This is a genomic window from Variovorax sp. YR216, assembly GCF_900107745.1.
Lineage (GTDB): Bacteria > Pseudomonadota > Gammaproteobacteria > Burkholderiales > Burkholderiaceae_C > Variovorax.
This window is the reverse complement of sequence record NZ_FNRO01000001.1, coordinates 989,339-1,003,572: the sequence shown is the minus strand read 5'-3', so window position 1 is coordinate 1,003,572 and position 14,234 is coordinate 989,339. Positions and strand designations below refer to the sequence as shown.

At 68.3% G+C, this 14,234-nt stretch carries 13 protein-coding genes; 8 read left to right on the top strand and 5 right to left on the bottom strand.

Going from position 1 to position 14,234, the window contains the following annotated elements; genetic code table 11:
• Window positions 1-16: 16 nt before the first annotated feature.
• Window positions 17-547: a 2-oxo-4-hydroxy-4-carboxy-5-ureidoimidazoline decarboxylase gene (gene uraD, locus BLW05_RS04710; protein WP_093160227.1), complete on the bottom strand. Its 531-nt coding sequence runs from the start codon at window positions 545-547 to the stop codon at window positions 17-19.
• Window positions 547-1,884, bottom strand: a complete 1,338-nt coding sequence (locus tag BLW05_RS04705; RefSeq protein ID WP_093160225.1) for an MFS transporter — start codon at window positions 1,882-1,884, stop codon at window positions 547-549. Before BLW05_RS04705 ends, uraD begins: the two co-directional genes overlap by 1 nt.
• A 146-nt stretch (window positions 1,885-2,030) precedes the next feature.
• Here BLW05_RS04705 and BLW05_RS04700 point away from each other — a divergent pair, with 146 nt between their 5' ends.
• The 4 genes from BLW05_RS04700 to BLW05_RS04685 all read left to right on the top strand — a co-directional run bounded on the left by BLW05_RS04700 (window position 2,031) and on the right by BLW05_RS04685 (window position 6,585).
• Window positions 2,031-2,969 carry a LysR family transcriptional regulator gene (locus BLW05_RS04700; protein WP_093160222.1) on the top strand — a complete coding sequence of 313 codons (939 nt, stop codon included), beginning with the start codon at window positions 2,031-2,033 and terminating at the stop codon, window positions 2,967-2,969.
• A gap of 69 nt (window positions 2,970-3,038) precedes the next feature.
• On the top strand, window positions 3,039-3,713 hold the full coding sequence (locus BLW05_RS04695; protein WP_093160517.1) for a DsbA family oxidoreductase: 675 nt from the start codon (window positions 3,039-3,041) through the stop codon (window positions 3,711-3,713).
• A gap of 86 nt (window positions 3,714-3,799) precedes the next feature.
• A complete protein-coding gene (locus tag BLW05_RS04690) occupies window positions 3,800-5,362 on the top strand; it encodes a DUF1800 domain-containing protein (RefSeq protein ID WP_093160219.1) in 1,563 nt (520 codons plus the stop codon).
• Between the two features lie 11 nt (window positions 5,363-5,373).
• The gene (locus BLW05_RS04685) at window positions 5,374-6,585 is read left to right on the top strand and encodes a DUF1501 domain-containing protein (protein WP_093160515.1); all 1,212 of its coding nucleotides are present in this window, start codon (window positions 5,374-5,376) and stop codon (window positions 6,583-6,585) included.
• A 9-nt stretch (window positions 6,586-6,594) separates the two neighbouring features.
• On the opposite strand, the gene BLW05_RS04680 is transcribed toward BLW05_RS04685, so the two are convergent.
• The 3 genes from BLW05_RS04680 to BLW05_RS04670 are packed head-to-tail and all read right to left on the bottom strand — an operon-like array spanning window position 6,595 to window position 8,879.
• Window positions 6,595-7,080, bottom strand: coding sequence for a RidA family protein (locus BLW05_RS04680; protein ID WP_093160217.1), 486 nt, complete (start codon window positions 7,078-7,080; stop codon window positions 6,595-6,597).
• Between the two features lie 6 nt (window positions 7,081-7,086).
• A complete protein-coding gene (locus BLW05_RS04675; protein WP_093160214.1) occupies window positions 7,087-7,533 on the bottom strand; it encodes an SRPBCC family protein in 447 nt (148 codons plus the stop codon).
• Window positions 7,530-8,879, bottom strand: coding sequence for an NAD(P)/FAD-dependent oxidoreductase (locus tag BLW05_RS04670; protein WP_093160212.1), 1,350 nt, complete (start codon window positions 8,877-8,879; stop codon window positions 7,530-7,532). Before BLW05_RS04670 ends, BLW05_RS04675 begins: the two co-directional genes overlap by 4 nt.
• A gap of 170 nt (window positions 8,880-9,049) precedes the next feature.
• Here BLW05_RS04670 and egtB point away from each other — a divergent pair, with 170 nt between their 5' ends.
• The 4 genes from egtB to BLW05_RS04650 all read left to right on the top strand — a co-directional run bounded on the left by egtB (window position 9,050) and on the right by BLW05_RS04650 (window position 14,216).
• On the top strand, window positions 9,050-10,297 hold the full coding sequence (gene egtB / locus BLW05_RS04665) for an ergothioneine biosynthesis protein EgtB (RefSeq protein ID WP_093160210.1): 1,248 nt from the start codon (window positions 9,050-9,052) through the stop codon (window positions 10,295-10,297).
• Complete coding sequence (egtD, locus tag BLW05_RS04660; RefSeq protein ID WP_093160207.1) at window positions 10,297-11,277, top strand: L-histidine N(alpha)-methyltransferase; 981 nt, start codon at window positions 10,297-10,299, stop codon at window positions 11,275-11,277. The genes egtB and egtD overlap by 1 nt, the downstream gene beginning before the upstream one ends.
• Window positions 11,278-11,599: 322 nt before the next feature.
• Window positions 11,600-12,715 carry an AraC family transcriptional regulator gene (locus BLW05_RS04655; protein ID WP_093160205.1) on the top strand — a complete coding sequence of 372 codons (1,116 nt, stop codon included), beginning with the start codon at window positions 11,600-11,602 and terminating at the stop codon, window positions 12,713-12,715.
• Between the two features lie 130 nt (window positions 12,716-12,845).
• Window positions 12,846-14,216: a DcaP family trimeric outer membrane transporter gene (locus tag BLW05_RS04650; RefSeq protein WP_143044769.1), complete on the top strand. Its 1,371-nt coding sequence runs from the start codon at window positions 12,846-12,848 to the stop codon at window positions 14,214-14,216.
• Window positions 14,217-14,234: the final 18 nt, after the last annotated feature.

Below are 14,234 nucleotides of genomic sequence, written 5' to 3'. Positions count from 1 at the left end.
TGGGGGTGAGCCCCGTTCAGTGGGCCAACAGCCTGCCCAGGCGCAGGCGCGTGATGATCGAGATCTGCTCCACGGCGGCGTCGAGCTCGGTGTCGGTGTCGCGCCCGATCCGGGTGCGCAGCGCCTCGAAGATCTGCGAGCGGGTGTTCTTGAGCACCGCAATGATGAAAGGGAAGCCGTGCTTCGCCGCGTACTCCGCATTGAGCCGGCGCAGGGTCAGCAACTCGTCGCGCGTCAGTGCATTGAGGCCGGCCTGCTCGGCGGTCGAGTGGTCCGTCATCGTGCCGGCCTGCGCTTCCTTGCCGGCCAGCTCGGGGTGCATGCGCAGGAAGTCGATGCGCACTTCGCGGGAGGTCGAACGCACCACGCCGATCATCGTGCGATGCAGGTGGTCGATGCTCGCGAAGGGCCGCTCGGCCCACGCTTCGGTCGCGACCCAGGGCGAGTGCTCGAACACGCTGCCCAGCGCGGCGACGAAGTGCACGCGGTCGAGCTGGTTGATGTCGGCCAGCGTCAGCGCATCGTGGGTGGACAGTACCGCGCTCATCACTTCACCGCCTTCTTCGCAAAGCGGGGGATGAAGGCAATGATCAGCACTGTCGCGAGGATCTCGATCGCCGCCACGATGAAGAGGCCCGGCGAGAGCAGCCCGGTCGACGTCTTGATCGCACCCAGCATGGACGGGGCGCCGAAGCCCGCGAGGTTGGCGATCGAGTTGATCAGCGCCACGCCGCCCGCGGCCGCGGCACCGGCGAGGAAGCGCCCGGGCAACTGCCAGAACACCGGAATCGCGCTCATCGTGCCGACGATGGCGAGCGTCTGTCCCGCCAGCGCGATCATCGGGCTCTGCTTCATGAAGAGAGCGGTGAGCGCGAGGCCCGCCGCGCCGAGCGCCGCCGCAAAAGCGCAATGCAGGCGGCTTTCCTGGTGGCGGTCGGAATGCAGTCCGTTGTAGATCATGCCGACGGCGCCGCAGAGGTACGAGAAGGCCATGATCCAGCCGACCGTCGCGGGGTTGGTGAAGCCCACTTCCTTGACCACCGACGGACCGAAGAAGGTCAGCGACGAGTTGGCCGCGATGATGCAGAAGTAGATCAGGATCAGGAGCCACATGCGGCTGTCCTTCAGCGATGCGAGCAGGCTCTCTTCGCGATGGCCGAGCGACTTGGCGTCGCGCGCCATGTCCTCGTGCACCAGGCGGCGCTGTTCGGCGGTGAGCCACTTGGCCTGCTCGGGGCGATCCGTCAGGTAGAGCCAGGTCACGAAGCCGGCGATCACCGAGGGAACGCCTTCGATCAGGAACACCCATTGCCAGCCCGACAGGCCGTGCAGGCCGTGCATGTTGTTCATGATCGTGCCGGCGAGCGGGCCGCCGATCACACCTGCGATCGCCGAAGCCGACATGAACATGCCGAAGGCCTTGGCGCGCCGCTCGCTCGGATACCAGTAGGTGAGGTAGAGGATGATGCCGGGGTAGAAGCCGGCTTCGAAGACCCCCATCAGGAAGCGCAGGAAGTAGAACATCCCGGCCGTCTTCACGAACATCGTCGCGATGCAGACGATGCCCCAGCCGATCGTGATGCGCATGATGGTCTTCTTCGCGCCGATCTTCTGCAGCAGCAGGTTCGAGGGCACCTCGAAGAAGAAGTAGCCGAGGAAGAAGATCCCGGCGCCGAGGCCGTAGACCGCTTCGCTCCAGCCCAGCTCGTCGAGCATCGTGAGCTTGACGAAGCCGACGTTGACGCGGTCGACCCAGGCCAGGACCCAGAGCACGAAGATGAACGGGATGATGCGCCAGGTGATGCGGCTGTAGGCCGCATCGAGTGCGCTGGCCGGTGGCGCTTCGGGCGCGACGGCTGTTTGGGGGACTTCCAGGGTGGCCATGCAACAAACTCCTTGGCGGTTCACGACGATGTCATCGAAAGGGTTGTCGGATTGGGCCAGCCGACCCCCTGCGCTGTCGATAGCGGAGCGGCATGTGAATCGCTATAGACTGCATCGGGCATAGCGATAAGACTAGGGAAAACACCATGCAACGTGGCGCCGATCTGCTCGACGGACACCTGCTGCGCGTGCTCGCGACCTTGGTGGAGGAGCGCAGCGTCTCGCGCGCCGCGGCACGCCTGCGGCAGACCCAGCCGGCCGTGAGCGGCTCACTCAAGCGCCTGCGGGAAATCTTCGGCGACGCGCTGCTGGTGCGCGACGGCACTGCAATGGTGCCCACCGCGCGCGCGGCCGGCCTCGCGGTGCAGGCGCGGCGCGCGCTCGGCGAGATCGAGGCGCTGCTGGTGCAGCCGGAGACCTTTGTCGCCGCGAATGCGGAGCAGCGCTTTCGCATCGCGTCGCCCGACTACATCGCACCTTCGTGGATCGCGCGGCTCGCGCAGCATGTGAGCATCGAGGCGCCGCGCTGCCGCATCGAGCTGCGCGCGCTCGGCCCCACCTTCGACTTCGAACGCGCGCTGGCCGACGACGAACTCGACCTCGTCATCGGCAACTGGCCTTCGCCGCCCGAGCACCTGCACATCTCGCTGCTGCTGGAGGACGAACTGGTCTGCGTGATGGCGCGCGATCATCCGCTGGCCCAGGCGGGTGCGACGCAGGTCAGCGAGGAGGACTACCTCGCCGCCGGGCACGTCGTGCCGGTGCCCTATGCGATGGGGCAGCGCGGGGTGGTCGAAACCTATCTGGGCGAACGCCGCCTCGCACGGGATGCGCGCATGCAGGTGCCGTACTTCGGGCTCGCGCCGTCGATCGCAGCCAGCACGGAACTGGTCTTCACCACCGCACGGCATTTCGCCGAATACCACGCCAGCCTACTGCCGCTGGCAGTGCTCCAGGCGCCCGAAGGCTTCCCGCGCATGCGCTTCTACCAGCTGTGGCATGACCGTGTGCACCATTCCGCAGCCCACCGCTGGTTGCGCGGTCTGGTGGCGCAGCTCGGACGCAAGCTGGCCGAGGCGCGATGACGTAGCGCCCGTGGGGAAATCGGACACGCGCCGGTTGAAAGTCCCGCGCCCGGCCCCATGATGCGGGTCATGCCTACCCGACTCCACATCGATTTCGTGTCCGACGTGTCGTGCCCCTGGTGCGCCGTCGGCCTTGGCTCGCTCGAAGCCGCATTGAAGAATCTCGCACCGGAGATCACCGCAGAGCTGCGCTTCCAGCCTTTCGAGCTGAACCCGGCCATGCCGCCAGAGGGCCAGGACGCCTTCGAGCACCTGAACCAGAAATACGGCAGCACGCGCGAGCAGCAGGCTCAGGCCCGCGAAGCCATCCGCGCGCGCGGCGCGTCGGTCGGCTTCGAGTTCCGCGCCGAAGGGCGCTCGCGCGTCTACAACACCTTCGACGCGCACCGGCTGCTGCACTGGGCCGAGCGCGAAGACGTCGCCAAGCAGGTTGCGCTGAAGAAGGCACTGCTCAAGGCCTGCCACACCGACGGCGAGAACCCCTCGGACCACGGCGTGCTGGTCCGCCTCGCGACCGAAGCCGGGCTCGATCCGGAGCGTGCGCGCGAGATCCTGGAGAGCAACGAGTTCGCCGCCGAGACCCGTGCGCGCGAGCGCCTCTACACCGAGGCGGGCATCCATTCGGTGCCGGCCATCATCATCGACAACCAGCACCTGATCTCGGGCGGCCAGCCTGTGGAAGTGTTCGAGCGGGCGCTGCGGCAGATCGCCGGCGCCGCGCCGCCCAGCGTGGCGGTGGCCTGAGCACCGTGTAAAGACCGTCAACCGGCGCGGGCCCTGGCCGGTTGAGTTGGGCAGTCCCGGCGGTGCTCCGGGGCAAGGAAGACCCGATGAGAAGCCCACTTCGCGTTGCGGTGTCGGGACGCCTGCTGGCATCGTCGCTGCTGTTGGGCGCCTGCGTGGCATCGGCCGGCCAGGGATCGCTTCCGAAGGTCACCGCACCTGGCGAAGCTACTCAGCTTCGCTGGCTCGAACGGGTGAGCTGGGGCGCCGACGGCGCCAGCGCACAGGACTTGAAGCGCCTCGGCCTGCCTGAGTGGTTGCGCGAGCAGTTGCATCCCCGGCCCGCCGCGCTGCCTCCGGCGGCACAGGCGCAGATCGACGCGATGACCATTTCGCGCACGCCCGTGGAGGCGATCGTCACGGAGCTGCGCACGCAGCGGCGCGCCCTGAACGACCTGGCCGACGAAGAACAGAAGAAGGAGGCCCGGAAGACTCTCCAGCAGGACCTCACCCACCTCACGCGCGAGGCACAGCGGCGCTTCGTGCTGCGCGCGCTCTATTCGCCCAACCAGCTCGAGGAACAGATGACGTGGTTCTGGATGAACCACTTCAACGTGAACGCACGCAAGGCCAACCTCCGCGCACTGGTCGGTGACTACGAGGAAACAGCGATCCGCCCGCATGCGCTCGGCCGGTTTCGCGATTTGCTGGGCGCCACGCTGCATCACCCGGCGATGCTGCTGTACCTGGACAACGCGCAGAACGCCGCCGACCGGGTCAACGAGAACTACGCGCGCGAGCTGATGGAGCTCCACACCCTGGGCGTCGGCGGTGGCTATTCGCAGGCAGACGTGCAGGAGCTGGCGCGGGTGCTCACGGGCGTGGGCATCCGGGCGCGCGAGGCCGGCGCGCCGGTGCCGCGCATGCAGCCGGATGTCCGCGGCGACTACGTGCGGCAGGGCCTGTTCGTCTTCAACCCGAACCGCCACGACTACGGCCCGAAGGCGCTGCTGGGCCAACCGATGACGCAGCGCGGCCTCGCCGAGGTGGACGAAGCGCTCGACCGCCTGGCTCGCGCACCAGCGACGGCGCGGTTCATCTCGCGCAAGCTCGCGGTGTACTTCGTCGCCGACGATCCGTCGCCCGCGCTGGTGGCCCGCATGGCCGACACCTTCCGCAACTCCGACGGCGACATCGCCGCGACGCTGCAGACGATGTTCGAGTCGCGCGAGTTCGCCGCCTCGCTCGGCCACAAGTTCCGCGACCCGGTGCACTACGTGATCGCGAGCGTGCGGCTCGCCGACGACGGCCGGGTGGTCACCAACGTGAATCCGATGCTCCAGTGGATCGCCCGCATGGGCGAGCCGCTCTACGGCCATGAGACGCCCGATGGCTATCCGATGACGCAGGACGCCTGGGCCAGCGCGGGACAGATGACCACCCGCTTCGAGATCGCCCGCGCCATCGGGGCGAACGTTGGCGTGCTGTTCCGCCGCGACGATGGTGTTCCGGGCGAGCGGCCGGCGCCGCCCGAGTTGGCCGAATTGCCCATCGTGCGCATCGGCCTGCCATCGATGAGCGCCGACACGCGCGAGGCGCTGGCGCAGGCCAGGTCGCCGCAGGACTGGAACACCTTCCTGCTCGCTTCGCCCGAGTGGATGCACCGCTGAAGGAGACCGTGATGCAACGACGCGATGTCCTCAGGCTCCTCGGCGCGACCGCCGCTTCCGGCGTGGCCGGGCATCTTCTCGCCGCACCGGCGGCGGGTGGCGCCAAGCTGCTCGTGGTGTTCCTTCGTGGCGCCTACGACTGCGCGAACGTGCTCGTGCCCACGTCGAGCGACTTCTACTACGCCGCACGGCCCAACATCGCCATCGCGCGCCCCGGCGAGCCGGATGGCGCGCTGGCGCTCGACGGGCAATGGGGCCTGCACCCAGTGCTGGCTTTGAGCGTGATGCCCCTGTTCCAGAAGCGGCAGGCCGCCTTCGTCGCTTTTGCGGGCACGGACGATCTCACGCGCAGCCATTTCGAGACGCAGGATTCGATTGAACTCGGCCAGGCGCTCGACGGGCGGCGCGACTACCGCTCGGGCTTCCTCAACCGGCTGGCGATGGTGCTGGGCGCAGGGCCGCGCGTGGACGTGTCGCCCATCGCCTTCACGAGCCAGTTGCCGATCGCGCTGCGCGGCGAGGCCAAGGTGGCCAACATGGCGCTCGCCGGTGTCGGGCGGCCGGGCATCGACGAGCAACAGAGCCAGGTGATCCAGTCGATGTACCGCAACACCTCGCTGGCACAGCCGGTGGCGGAGGGCTTCCAGGTCCGCGACGACGTGATGCGATCGATGCAGGCCGAGATGGATGCCGCGAGTCGAGACGCCATGAGCGCCAAGGGCTTCGAGCTCGTCGCGCGCCGCATGGCGCGGCTCATGCGCGAGCGCTTCGATCTGGCCTTCGTCGACATCGGCGGCTGGGACACGCACGTGGGGCAAGGCGGGGCGACCGGTTATCTCGCGAACCGGCTCGACGAGCTCGGTCGCGGCGTGTCGGGCTTCGCCTCGGAGATCGGCGACGACGCCTGGCGCCGCACCGTCGTTGTGGTCATCAGCGAGTTTGGCCGCACCTTTCGCGAGAACGGCAATCGCGGCACCGATCACGGCCACGGGACGGTCTACTGGGTGCTCGGCGGCGGCCTGGCGGCGCGAGCCGGCGGGCGGGTGGTCGGGGAGCAGGTGGCGGTCACGCAGGACCGGCTCTTCCAGAACCGCGACTATCCGGTGCTCAACGAGTACCGGGCGGTGTTCGGTGGCTTGTTCAAGCGCATGTACGGGCTCTCGCCCGCGCAGCTCGATCGCGTGTTCGAGGGCGTGGCGCCGAAGGATCTGGGGGTGATCTGAGCGGGCCGGTCACGCCGCCAGCTCGACCTCGCCCTCGATCTCCACCGGAATGTCGAACGGCAGTTCCGCCACGCCGATCGCGCTGCGCGCATGCGCGCCGGCATCCGGTCCGTAGAGCTGAAGAATCAGGTCCGAGAAGCCATTGATCACCGCCGGCGTGCGGTTGAAGCCCGGCGCGACATTCACCATGCCGAACACCCGCACCCACGCAGTGATGCGGTCGAGATCGCCGATCGCGCGCTGCAGGCTCGCGAGGATGCCCAATGCGGTGAGCCTCGCGGCCTCGTAGCCTTGCTCCACCGTGAGCTCGCGGCCCACCTTGCCGAGCGGTTGCGCCATGCTGCCGTCGCTCGCCTGCGGCCCGTGGCCCGAGATCAGCGCGCGGCGGCCGAGCACGCGCACCCACGGGAACGGGAGCACCACGCCGGGCGGCATCGCGAGTTGCGGCGGCAGCACGAGGCCGAGCGACTGGAGTTTGCTTTCGATGCGTGACATGGGCGTTCAGGGCAGGGTGGACAGTTCGGCTTCGAGGCGGTCGAGGTTCTGTTCGTTGGCCGGCTCGATGAAGGGGCGCACGCGCTCGCATTCCGCGGCCTCGTCGAAGACCTGGCGCCAGCCGATGCGCGTGCCCGTGCCTTCGGCGTCGAGCGAAATCGTCAGCGTGAAGCGGTGGCCCGAGAGATGCCGGACGACGACCCGTTCCGGCCCGACCTCGACGAACTCGCTCTCGTTCGGATAGTCCTTGCCGTCCGGTCCGTGCATCGTGAAGCGCCAGACGCCGCCGGGGCGCACGTCGATCTCGCGGAAGCTGTTCGTGAAGCCCTCGGGACCCCACCAATGCGCGAGGTGCGTGGGATCGGTGATCGCGTGGAGCACCTTCGACGGCGCATGGCCGACGACCCGCGTGGTGAAGGCTTCGGGGCTCGGCGCCCGGTCGGCGTGGCTCATGGCTGCTTCCCGTTCGCCGTGGCGTCCGCCACCACGCGCGCGTAGCGCTGGAAGCTCCAGTACGCGCTGGCCCAGTCCAGCAGCACCACGAAGCGGTTGCGGAAGCCGATGAGGAAATACACGTGCGCGAACAGCCAGAACAGCCACGCCGACTTGCCCGAGAAGCGCAGCGGGCCGAAGGGCGTGCCCAGATCCACCACCGCCGAGTTGCGGCCGATGGTCGCGAGGTTGCCGTAGTCGCGGTAGCGGAAGGGCTCGGTGGCCTGGCCCGCGATGCGGCGCAGGATGTTCGCGGCGGCGGCGCGGCCCATCTGCTTGGCGCCGGGCGACACGCCGGGCACCGGCTTGGGCTCGTGGCCCGGGCGGTGGCTCATCGCGGATGCGAGGTCGCCCACCACGCTGATGTTCGGGTAGCCCGGCAGGCTCAGGTCGGGCTGCACCTTCACGCGGCCGGCGCGGTCGGTCTCGGCGCCGGTGACGCTCGCCAGCATCCTGCCCAGCGGCGATGCGGCGACCCCGGCCGCCCACACCACGCAGTTGCACGGAATGTGATGGGTGCCGACGCCGGCCCCGCCGTCGCTGAAGGGCGATTCGACCTGCAGCCCGTGGGGTTCGACCGCGGTGACGCGCGCATTCAGCCGAACCTGCACGCCGAGCTTCTGCAACTGCTCCAGCGCGCGCTGGCTGAGCGATTCGGGCATGGCCTGCAGCACGCGCGGGCCGCCCTCGATCAATAGCACTTCGGCGCTGGCGGGATCGATGCGGCGGAATTCGCCCGACAGCGTGTGGCGCGCGATCTCCGCCAGCGTGCCCGCCATCTCGACGCCGGTCGGCCCACCGCCGATCACCGCGAAAGTCAGGAGCGCGCGACGCTTTGCCGGATCGGTCTCGACCTCGGCCTGTTCGAAGCTCAGCAGCACGCGGCGGCGGATCTCGAAGGCATCCGCAAGCGTCTTGAGCCCGGGGGCGGCCTGCGCCCACTGGTCGTTGCCGAAATAGCTGTGCGTGGCACCGGCGGCGACGATCAGGTGGTCCCACGAAATCTGCGTGCCGTCGGCCAGCCGGACCTGCTGCGCCTTGGGGTCGATGTCGGTGACTTCGCCGAGCAGCGTGGTGATGCTGGGCCGGCCCCGGAACAGCACCCGCACCGGCGCCGCGATGGCCGGCGCGGCCAGCCCGGCGGTCGCCACCTGGTAGAGCAGGGGCTGGAAAAGATGGTGATTGGTCTTGTCGATGACGGTGACATCGACGTCGGCGCTCTGCAGCTTGCGTGCCGCCTCGAGGCCGCCGAATCCGCAGCCGACGATGACGATGTGCGGGCGGCCGGAAGAGGGGGGCGTGCTCATTCGCCGGATGATACGCAGGGTCATGCAGCCGCCATCGACTTGTGCCACAGTGCAACGTTCCGCCGCGCCGGCGTTCCGGTCGCCTTGTCCGTCAACGGGCGGGGCCTTGTCCTACGGCGTCCTGTTGTGTGCATGGGCTAAAAAACCACCAACCCAACACTGGAGACCCCATGAACCTGATCCAGCCGGCCGCGCCCGCGGCGGAGGAACTGCGCGAGCGTTTTCAGTCGGTGCGCGCCCACACCCTCGAGCTGGCCGCGCCTCTTTCGGCCGAGGACCAGTGCATCCAGTCCATGCCCGACGCCAGCCCCACCAAGTGGCACCTGGCGCATACCACCTGGTTCTTCGAGACAGTGTTGCTCCAGCCGCACGCCAGTGGTTACCGGTTGTTCGACGAGCGGTTTCCGTATCTCTTCAATTCCTACTACGAGGCGCTGGGCCCGCGGCATCCACGCCCACAGCGCGGCCTGCTCACACGGCCCTCGCTCGATGAAGTGCACGCCTACCGCCGCCATGTGGACGAGGCGGTGCTTGCATTGTTCGGCGCCGCGGGCGAAGCCGACTGGCCGGCGGTCGAACCCATCGTCACGCTGGGCCTGCAACACGAGCAGCAGCATCAGGAGCTGATCCTCACCGACATCCTGCATGCGCTGTCGTGCAATCCGGTGCTGCCGGCGTACCGGCCGGCCTCCGGTCCCGCGCTGCGCCTCGCGTCGGTCGCGCCGCCGATGCAATGGATCGAGCGTCCCGGCGGCGTCGTGGAAGCCGGCCACGCAGGCCCCGGCTTTGCCTTCGACAACGAAACCCCGCGCCATGCGACGCTGCTGCATCCCCATGCGATCGCGGACCGGCTCGTGAACTGCGGCGAATACGCGCAGTTCATCGCCGACGGCGGCTACCAGCGCCCCGACCTGTGGCTCTCCGACGGATGGGCCGCGGTGCAGGCGCACGGCTGGCGCTGCCCGACTTACTGGCTCGCACCCGACGATCCGCGGCTCGCGCATCACGGCGCGGCGGGCGGCTGGCAGGTTTTCGGCCTGCACGGCGTGCGGCCGATGGAGCCCGAGGCGCCCGTTGCGCAGTTGAGCTTCTACGAAGCCGCCGCCTACGCCGAATGGGCCGGCGCGCGACTGCCCACCGAATTCGAATGGGAAGCCGCGCACGACGTGCCCGGCATCTCGCAGATGCACGGCCAGGTGTGGCAGTGGACGCGCTCTTCGTACGACCCCTACCCGGGCTTCCGCCCGCTTGCGGGCGTCGCGGCCGAATACAACGGCAAGTTCATGGTCGGCCAGATCGTGTTGCGCGGCAGCAGCGTCGCGACGCCCGCAGGGCATGCGCGCACGACCTATCGCAACTTCTTTCCGCCGGCCGCGCGCTGGCAGTTCTCGGGGCTGCGGCTCGCAAAGGATCTCTGATGCGAACACATGCATTCAACGTCCACGCCTTTCGCGCAGCGCAGCGCGCGGCGCCGCTGTCCGACTTCGCGCGCGAGCTGAGCGCGGGGTTGAGCCAGCCGCAGCGCAGCATCTCGCCGAAGTTCTTTTATGACGCCGCGGGCTCGGCGCTCTTCGACCGCATCTGCGAGTTGCCCGAGTACTACCCCACGCGCACCGAGGTGCGCATCCTCACCGAATGCGCGCCCGAGATCGCGGCGCAGATCGGACCCGACGCCGAGATCGTCGAATTCGGCGCGGGCTCGCTCACCAAGGTGCGGCTGCTGCTCGATGCGCTCGAATCGCCGCGGCGCTACGTGCCGATCGACATCTCCGGCGAGCACCTGGAAGCGGCCGCCGAACGCCTGCGCACCGACTACCCGCGGCTCGCGGTGCAGCCGATGGTGGCCGACTACACCATGCCGCTGGTGCTGCCTTCGCGCGAGAAGGGTGGGGGGCAGCGCGTCGGCTTCTTCCCGGGTTCGACGCTGGGCAACTTCAGCCCCGAGGAGGCGCTGGCCTTTCTCCAGCTCGCGTGCCGGCTGCTGCGCGGCGGCGGGCTGCTGCTGGGGGTCGATCTCGTCAAGGACCCGGCCCTGCTTCACGCCGCGTACAACGATGCGCAGGGCGTGACCGCCGCCTTCAACCTGAATCTGCTGCGACGCGCCAATCGCGAGCTCGGCACCGACTTCGAGCCGGACGGCTTCACGCATGCGGCGTTCTACAACGCGCCGCTGCAGCGCATCGAGATGCATCTGGTGAGCCGCCTCGCGCAAGCCGTCACGCTTGACGGACAGCGCTTCAGCTTCGAGGAAGGCGAGACGATCCACACCGAGAACTCGTACAAGTTCACCATCGACAGCCTGCGTGCGCTGGCGACCCTGGCGGGCTTCCGGCCCGCCGCGGTGTGGACCGATCCGGACCGCCTCTTCAGCGTGCACTGGCTCCAGGCAAGGGACTGAAGCGGCGCTTGCGCTCACGGGCGCCCGCTGATCAGGGCACGCCTGCATTGCCCGAAGGTGCAATGTTCATCCTCGCAACGCTTGTCAATAATCGAAAGAGGCGGAAACGCCCAACGCGGAGAGGAATCTGAGACGACAGGCCGCCGATCGGGACCGCTGACCGACGGCGAAGCCGATGCAAGCCGAACGCTTGCCGCGCTGCACCCAGGCGCCGCAGACGTCGAGAAACGGATGGAGGCAGACATGAACGCTTCAGTCGTGCAGCGGGTCGCATCGCACGCGCCCGCCCTGCAGTCTTCGACGATTCCCGCGGGAAACGCGCATGCGCCGCGTTGACATCCTCGAGCTTCGCGACGACAGGTCGCAGGCCGCGGGCCACCTGACGCGGGGCGCGACCCTGACGGGCTACGAGGCGCTGGCCCGCACCGTCGGGCTCGACCCCGTGCGGATGATGAAGGCCGCCGGCCTGCCGATTGCGACGCTCGCCGACAAGGACACGCTGGTCAGCGTCGATTCGGTGGCGACGCTGCTCGAGGAGTCGGCGCGCGAATCGGGCCAGGAGGCCTTCGGACTGCTGCTCGCCGAGACGCGCCGCTTCAGCAACCTGGGCGTGCTTGCCGCAGTGCTGCGCGAAGAGCCGACGCTGCGTGCCGCGCTCGAATCGCTGGCCCGCTACCAGTGCATGCAAAACGGCGGCCTGCGCATTTCGATGGATGACATGGGCCAGTTCACCATGGTGTTCCTGGCGCTCAGGCTTCACAACCACGGCGCCTCGCGCCAGGGGATCGAGATGGCTGCCGGCATCACGCTGCGCACGCTGCGTGCGCTGACACACGACGACTTCGATCCGGTGGGCTTCTGCTTCCACCACGGGCGGCCGCAGAACCTCGAGGTGCATCGACGGGTATTGGGCGCACCCATCGACTTCTCGCATCCCTTCAATGCCATCGTCTGCCGCAGCCGGGACCTCGACAAGACGATCCCGGCGGCCGATCCCGAACTGGGCCACGCGCTCAAGCGCTGGCTGGACCAGCAGCTCGCCGAATCGAAAGACGAACCGCTCGACCGGGTGCGACAGGTGGCTCGCATGCTCATCCCCAGCGGCACTTGCTCGGTCGAGCGGGTTGCGGAGCGTCTGGGCACGCACCGCCGCACGCTGAACCGGCAATTGGCGGTCGTGGGCGAGAGCGTATCGACGGTGATCGAAGGCGTTCGCGGGGAGATGGCGCAGTCATATCTCACCGGCGGCGTGCGGACCTGCTACGAGGTCGGTCACCTGCTCGGCTTTGCTTCGGGCGCCGAGTTCTCGCGCTGGTTCCGGGGGCACTTCGGCATGACGGCCTCGGAATGGATGGCGGTGCGCGGTCTGGGCCGCGGTCATGACACGCCAGACCACGCGTCGCACGACGCGTCAGACCTGGCGGGATATGCAAAGTAGGTCGAACTGTCCCAATCCGCCAACAAATTGTCCTGCCTCGCCAATGACGCCCGAGGCGTGATTCCTATGATCGCAACCGGCAAGCGCTGGTCAATTGCGAATGTGCAACTCCACACGAGACGGGGGTGTCATGAGGAAATCGCTTTGGACTCTGGCAGTCGTCGGAAGCGTGCAGGCCCTGCCCATGGCCCACGCCGCCGACCCGCAGGTCGATGAACTCAAGGCCCAGCTTCAGCAGGCCCTGAAGACGATCGAGGACATGCAGCGGCGTGTCGAGACGCTGGAGCGCCAGCAGCAGGCCCAGCCTGCGGCGGCCGCACAGCCCGCAGCCGCGGCGGCGGGCGCGCCCGTCGGTGCGGTCGTGATCGCGCCGCGCTCGGTCGCCGACGACAACGCTCCGGACAAGGACAAGGCTCGCGTCGAGTTCTATGGGCAGGTGATGCTCGATGCGATCTACGACAACAAGCGGATGAATCCGGAGTGGGCGGCGACGCTGCGGCCCTCGCAGATCCCGGTCAACTGCCCGGGCGATCCGGGTTGCGGCAAGGACGGCGCGACCACCTTCAGCGTGCGGCAGTCGAGCCTCGGCTTCAAGTCGTTCATCCCGACTGCTTACGGCGAGATCAAGACGGACGTCAGCTTCGACCTCTTCGGCACCGACGGCGGCACGCACGTCCACTGGCTGAACGTGTGGGGCGAACTCGGCAAGTTCGGCGTCGGGCAGTACTACTCGAACTTCATGGACATCGACGTGTTCCCGAACACGGTCGACTACTGGGGACCGAGCGGCATGATCTTCCTGCGCAACCCGCAGTTGCGCTACACGCCGTTCGACAGCAACGGCATGAAGGTCGCGCTGTCGCTCGAAGCGCCGAACTCCGCGCTCGACACCGGCAAGCTCACGGAGGTGGACCCGGCCTTCGGCGCGGGCGTCCAGCCGTGGAACCGCACGCCGGATGCGATCGCGTCGTTCCGGCTCGATCGGGACTGGGGCCATGTGCGTGCGGCGGGCATCGTGCGGCAGGTGGGCTACCAGTTCGTGAACACGCCGGGCGGCAATCCCTCGGGCCACCAGACTGGCTATGGCGCGAACCTCTCGGGCGCCTTCAGGTTCTTCGGCGGCAAGGATTCGCTGACCTGGCAGGCGGCCTACGGCAAGGCGATCGCGAGCTATGCGAACGATGGCGGCGTGGATCTCGCGCCGAACGCGCTCCTGCGTGCCGAGACCGTGCCTTCGACCGCGTGGCTGCTTTACTACAACCACGCCTGGAGCCCGCAGTGGTCGAGCGCGATCGGCTACAGCGAGCACCGCCAGAGCAACACCGACGGCCAGCTCGGCAGCGCCTTCCGCAAGGGCAGCTATGCGTCGGCGAACGTGCTGTTCTACCCGCAGAAGAACATCACGACCGGCCTCGAATACATCTGGGGTCGACGCGAGAACAAGGACGGCGCATCGGAACCCGACTCGCGGCTGCAGTTCTCGACCAAGGTCACCTTCTAGCCGCAGGGAAAAGGGAGC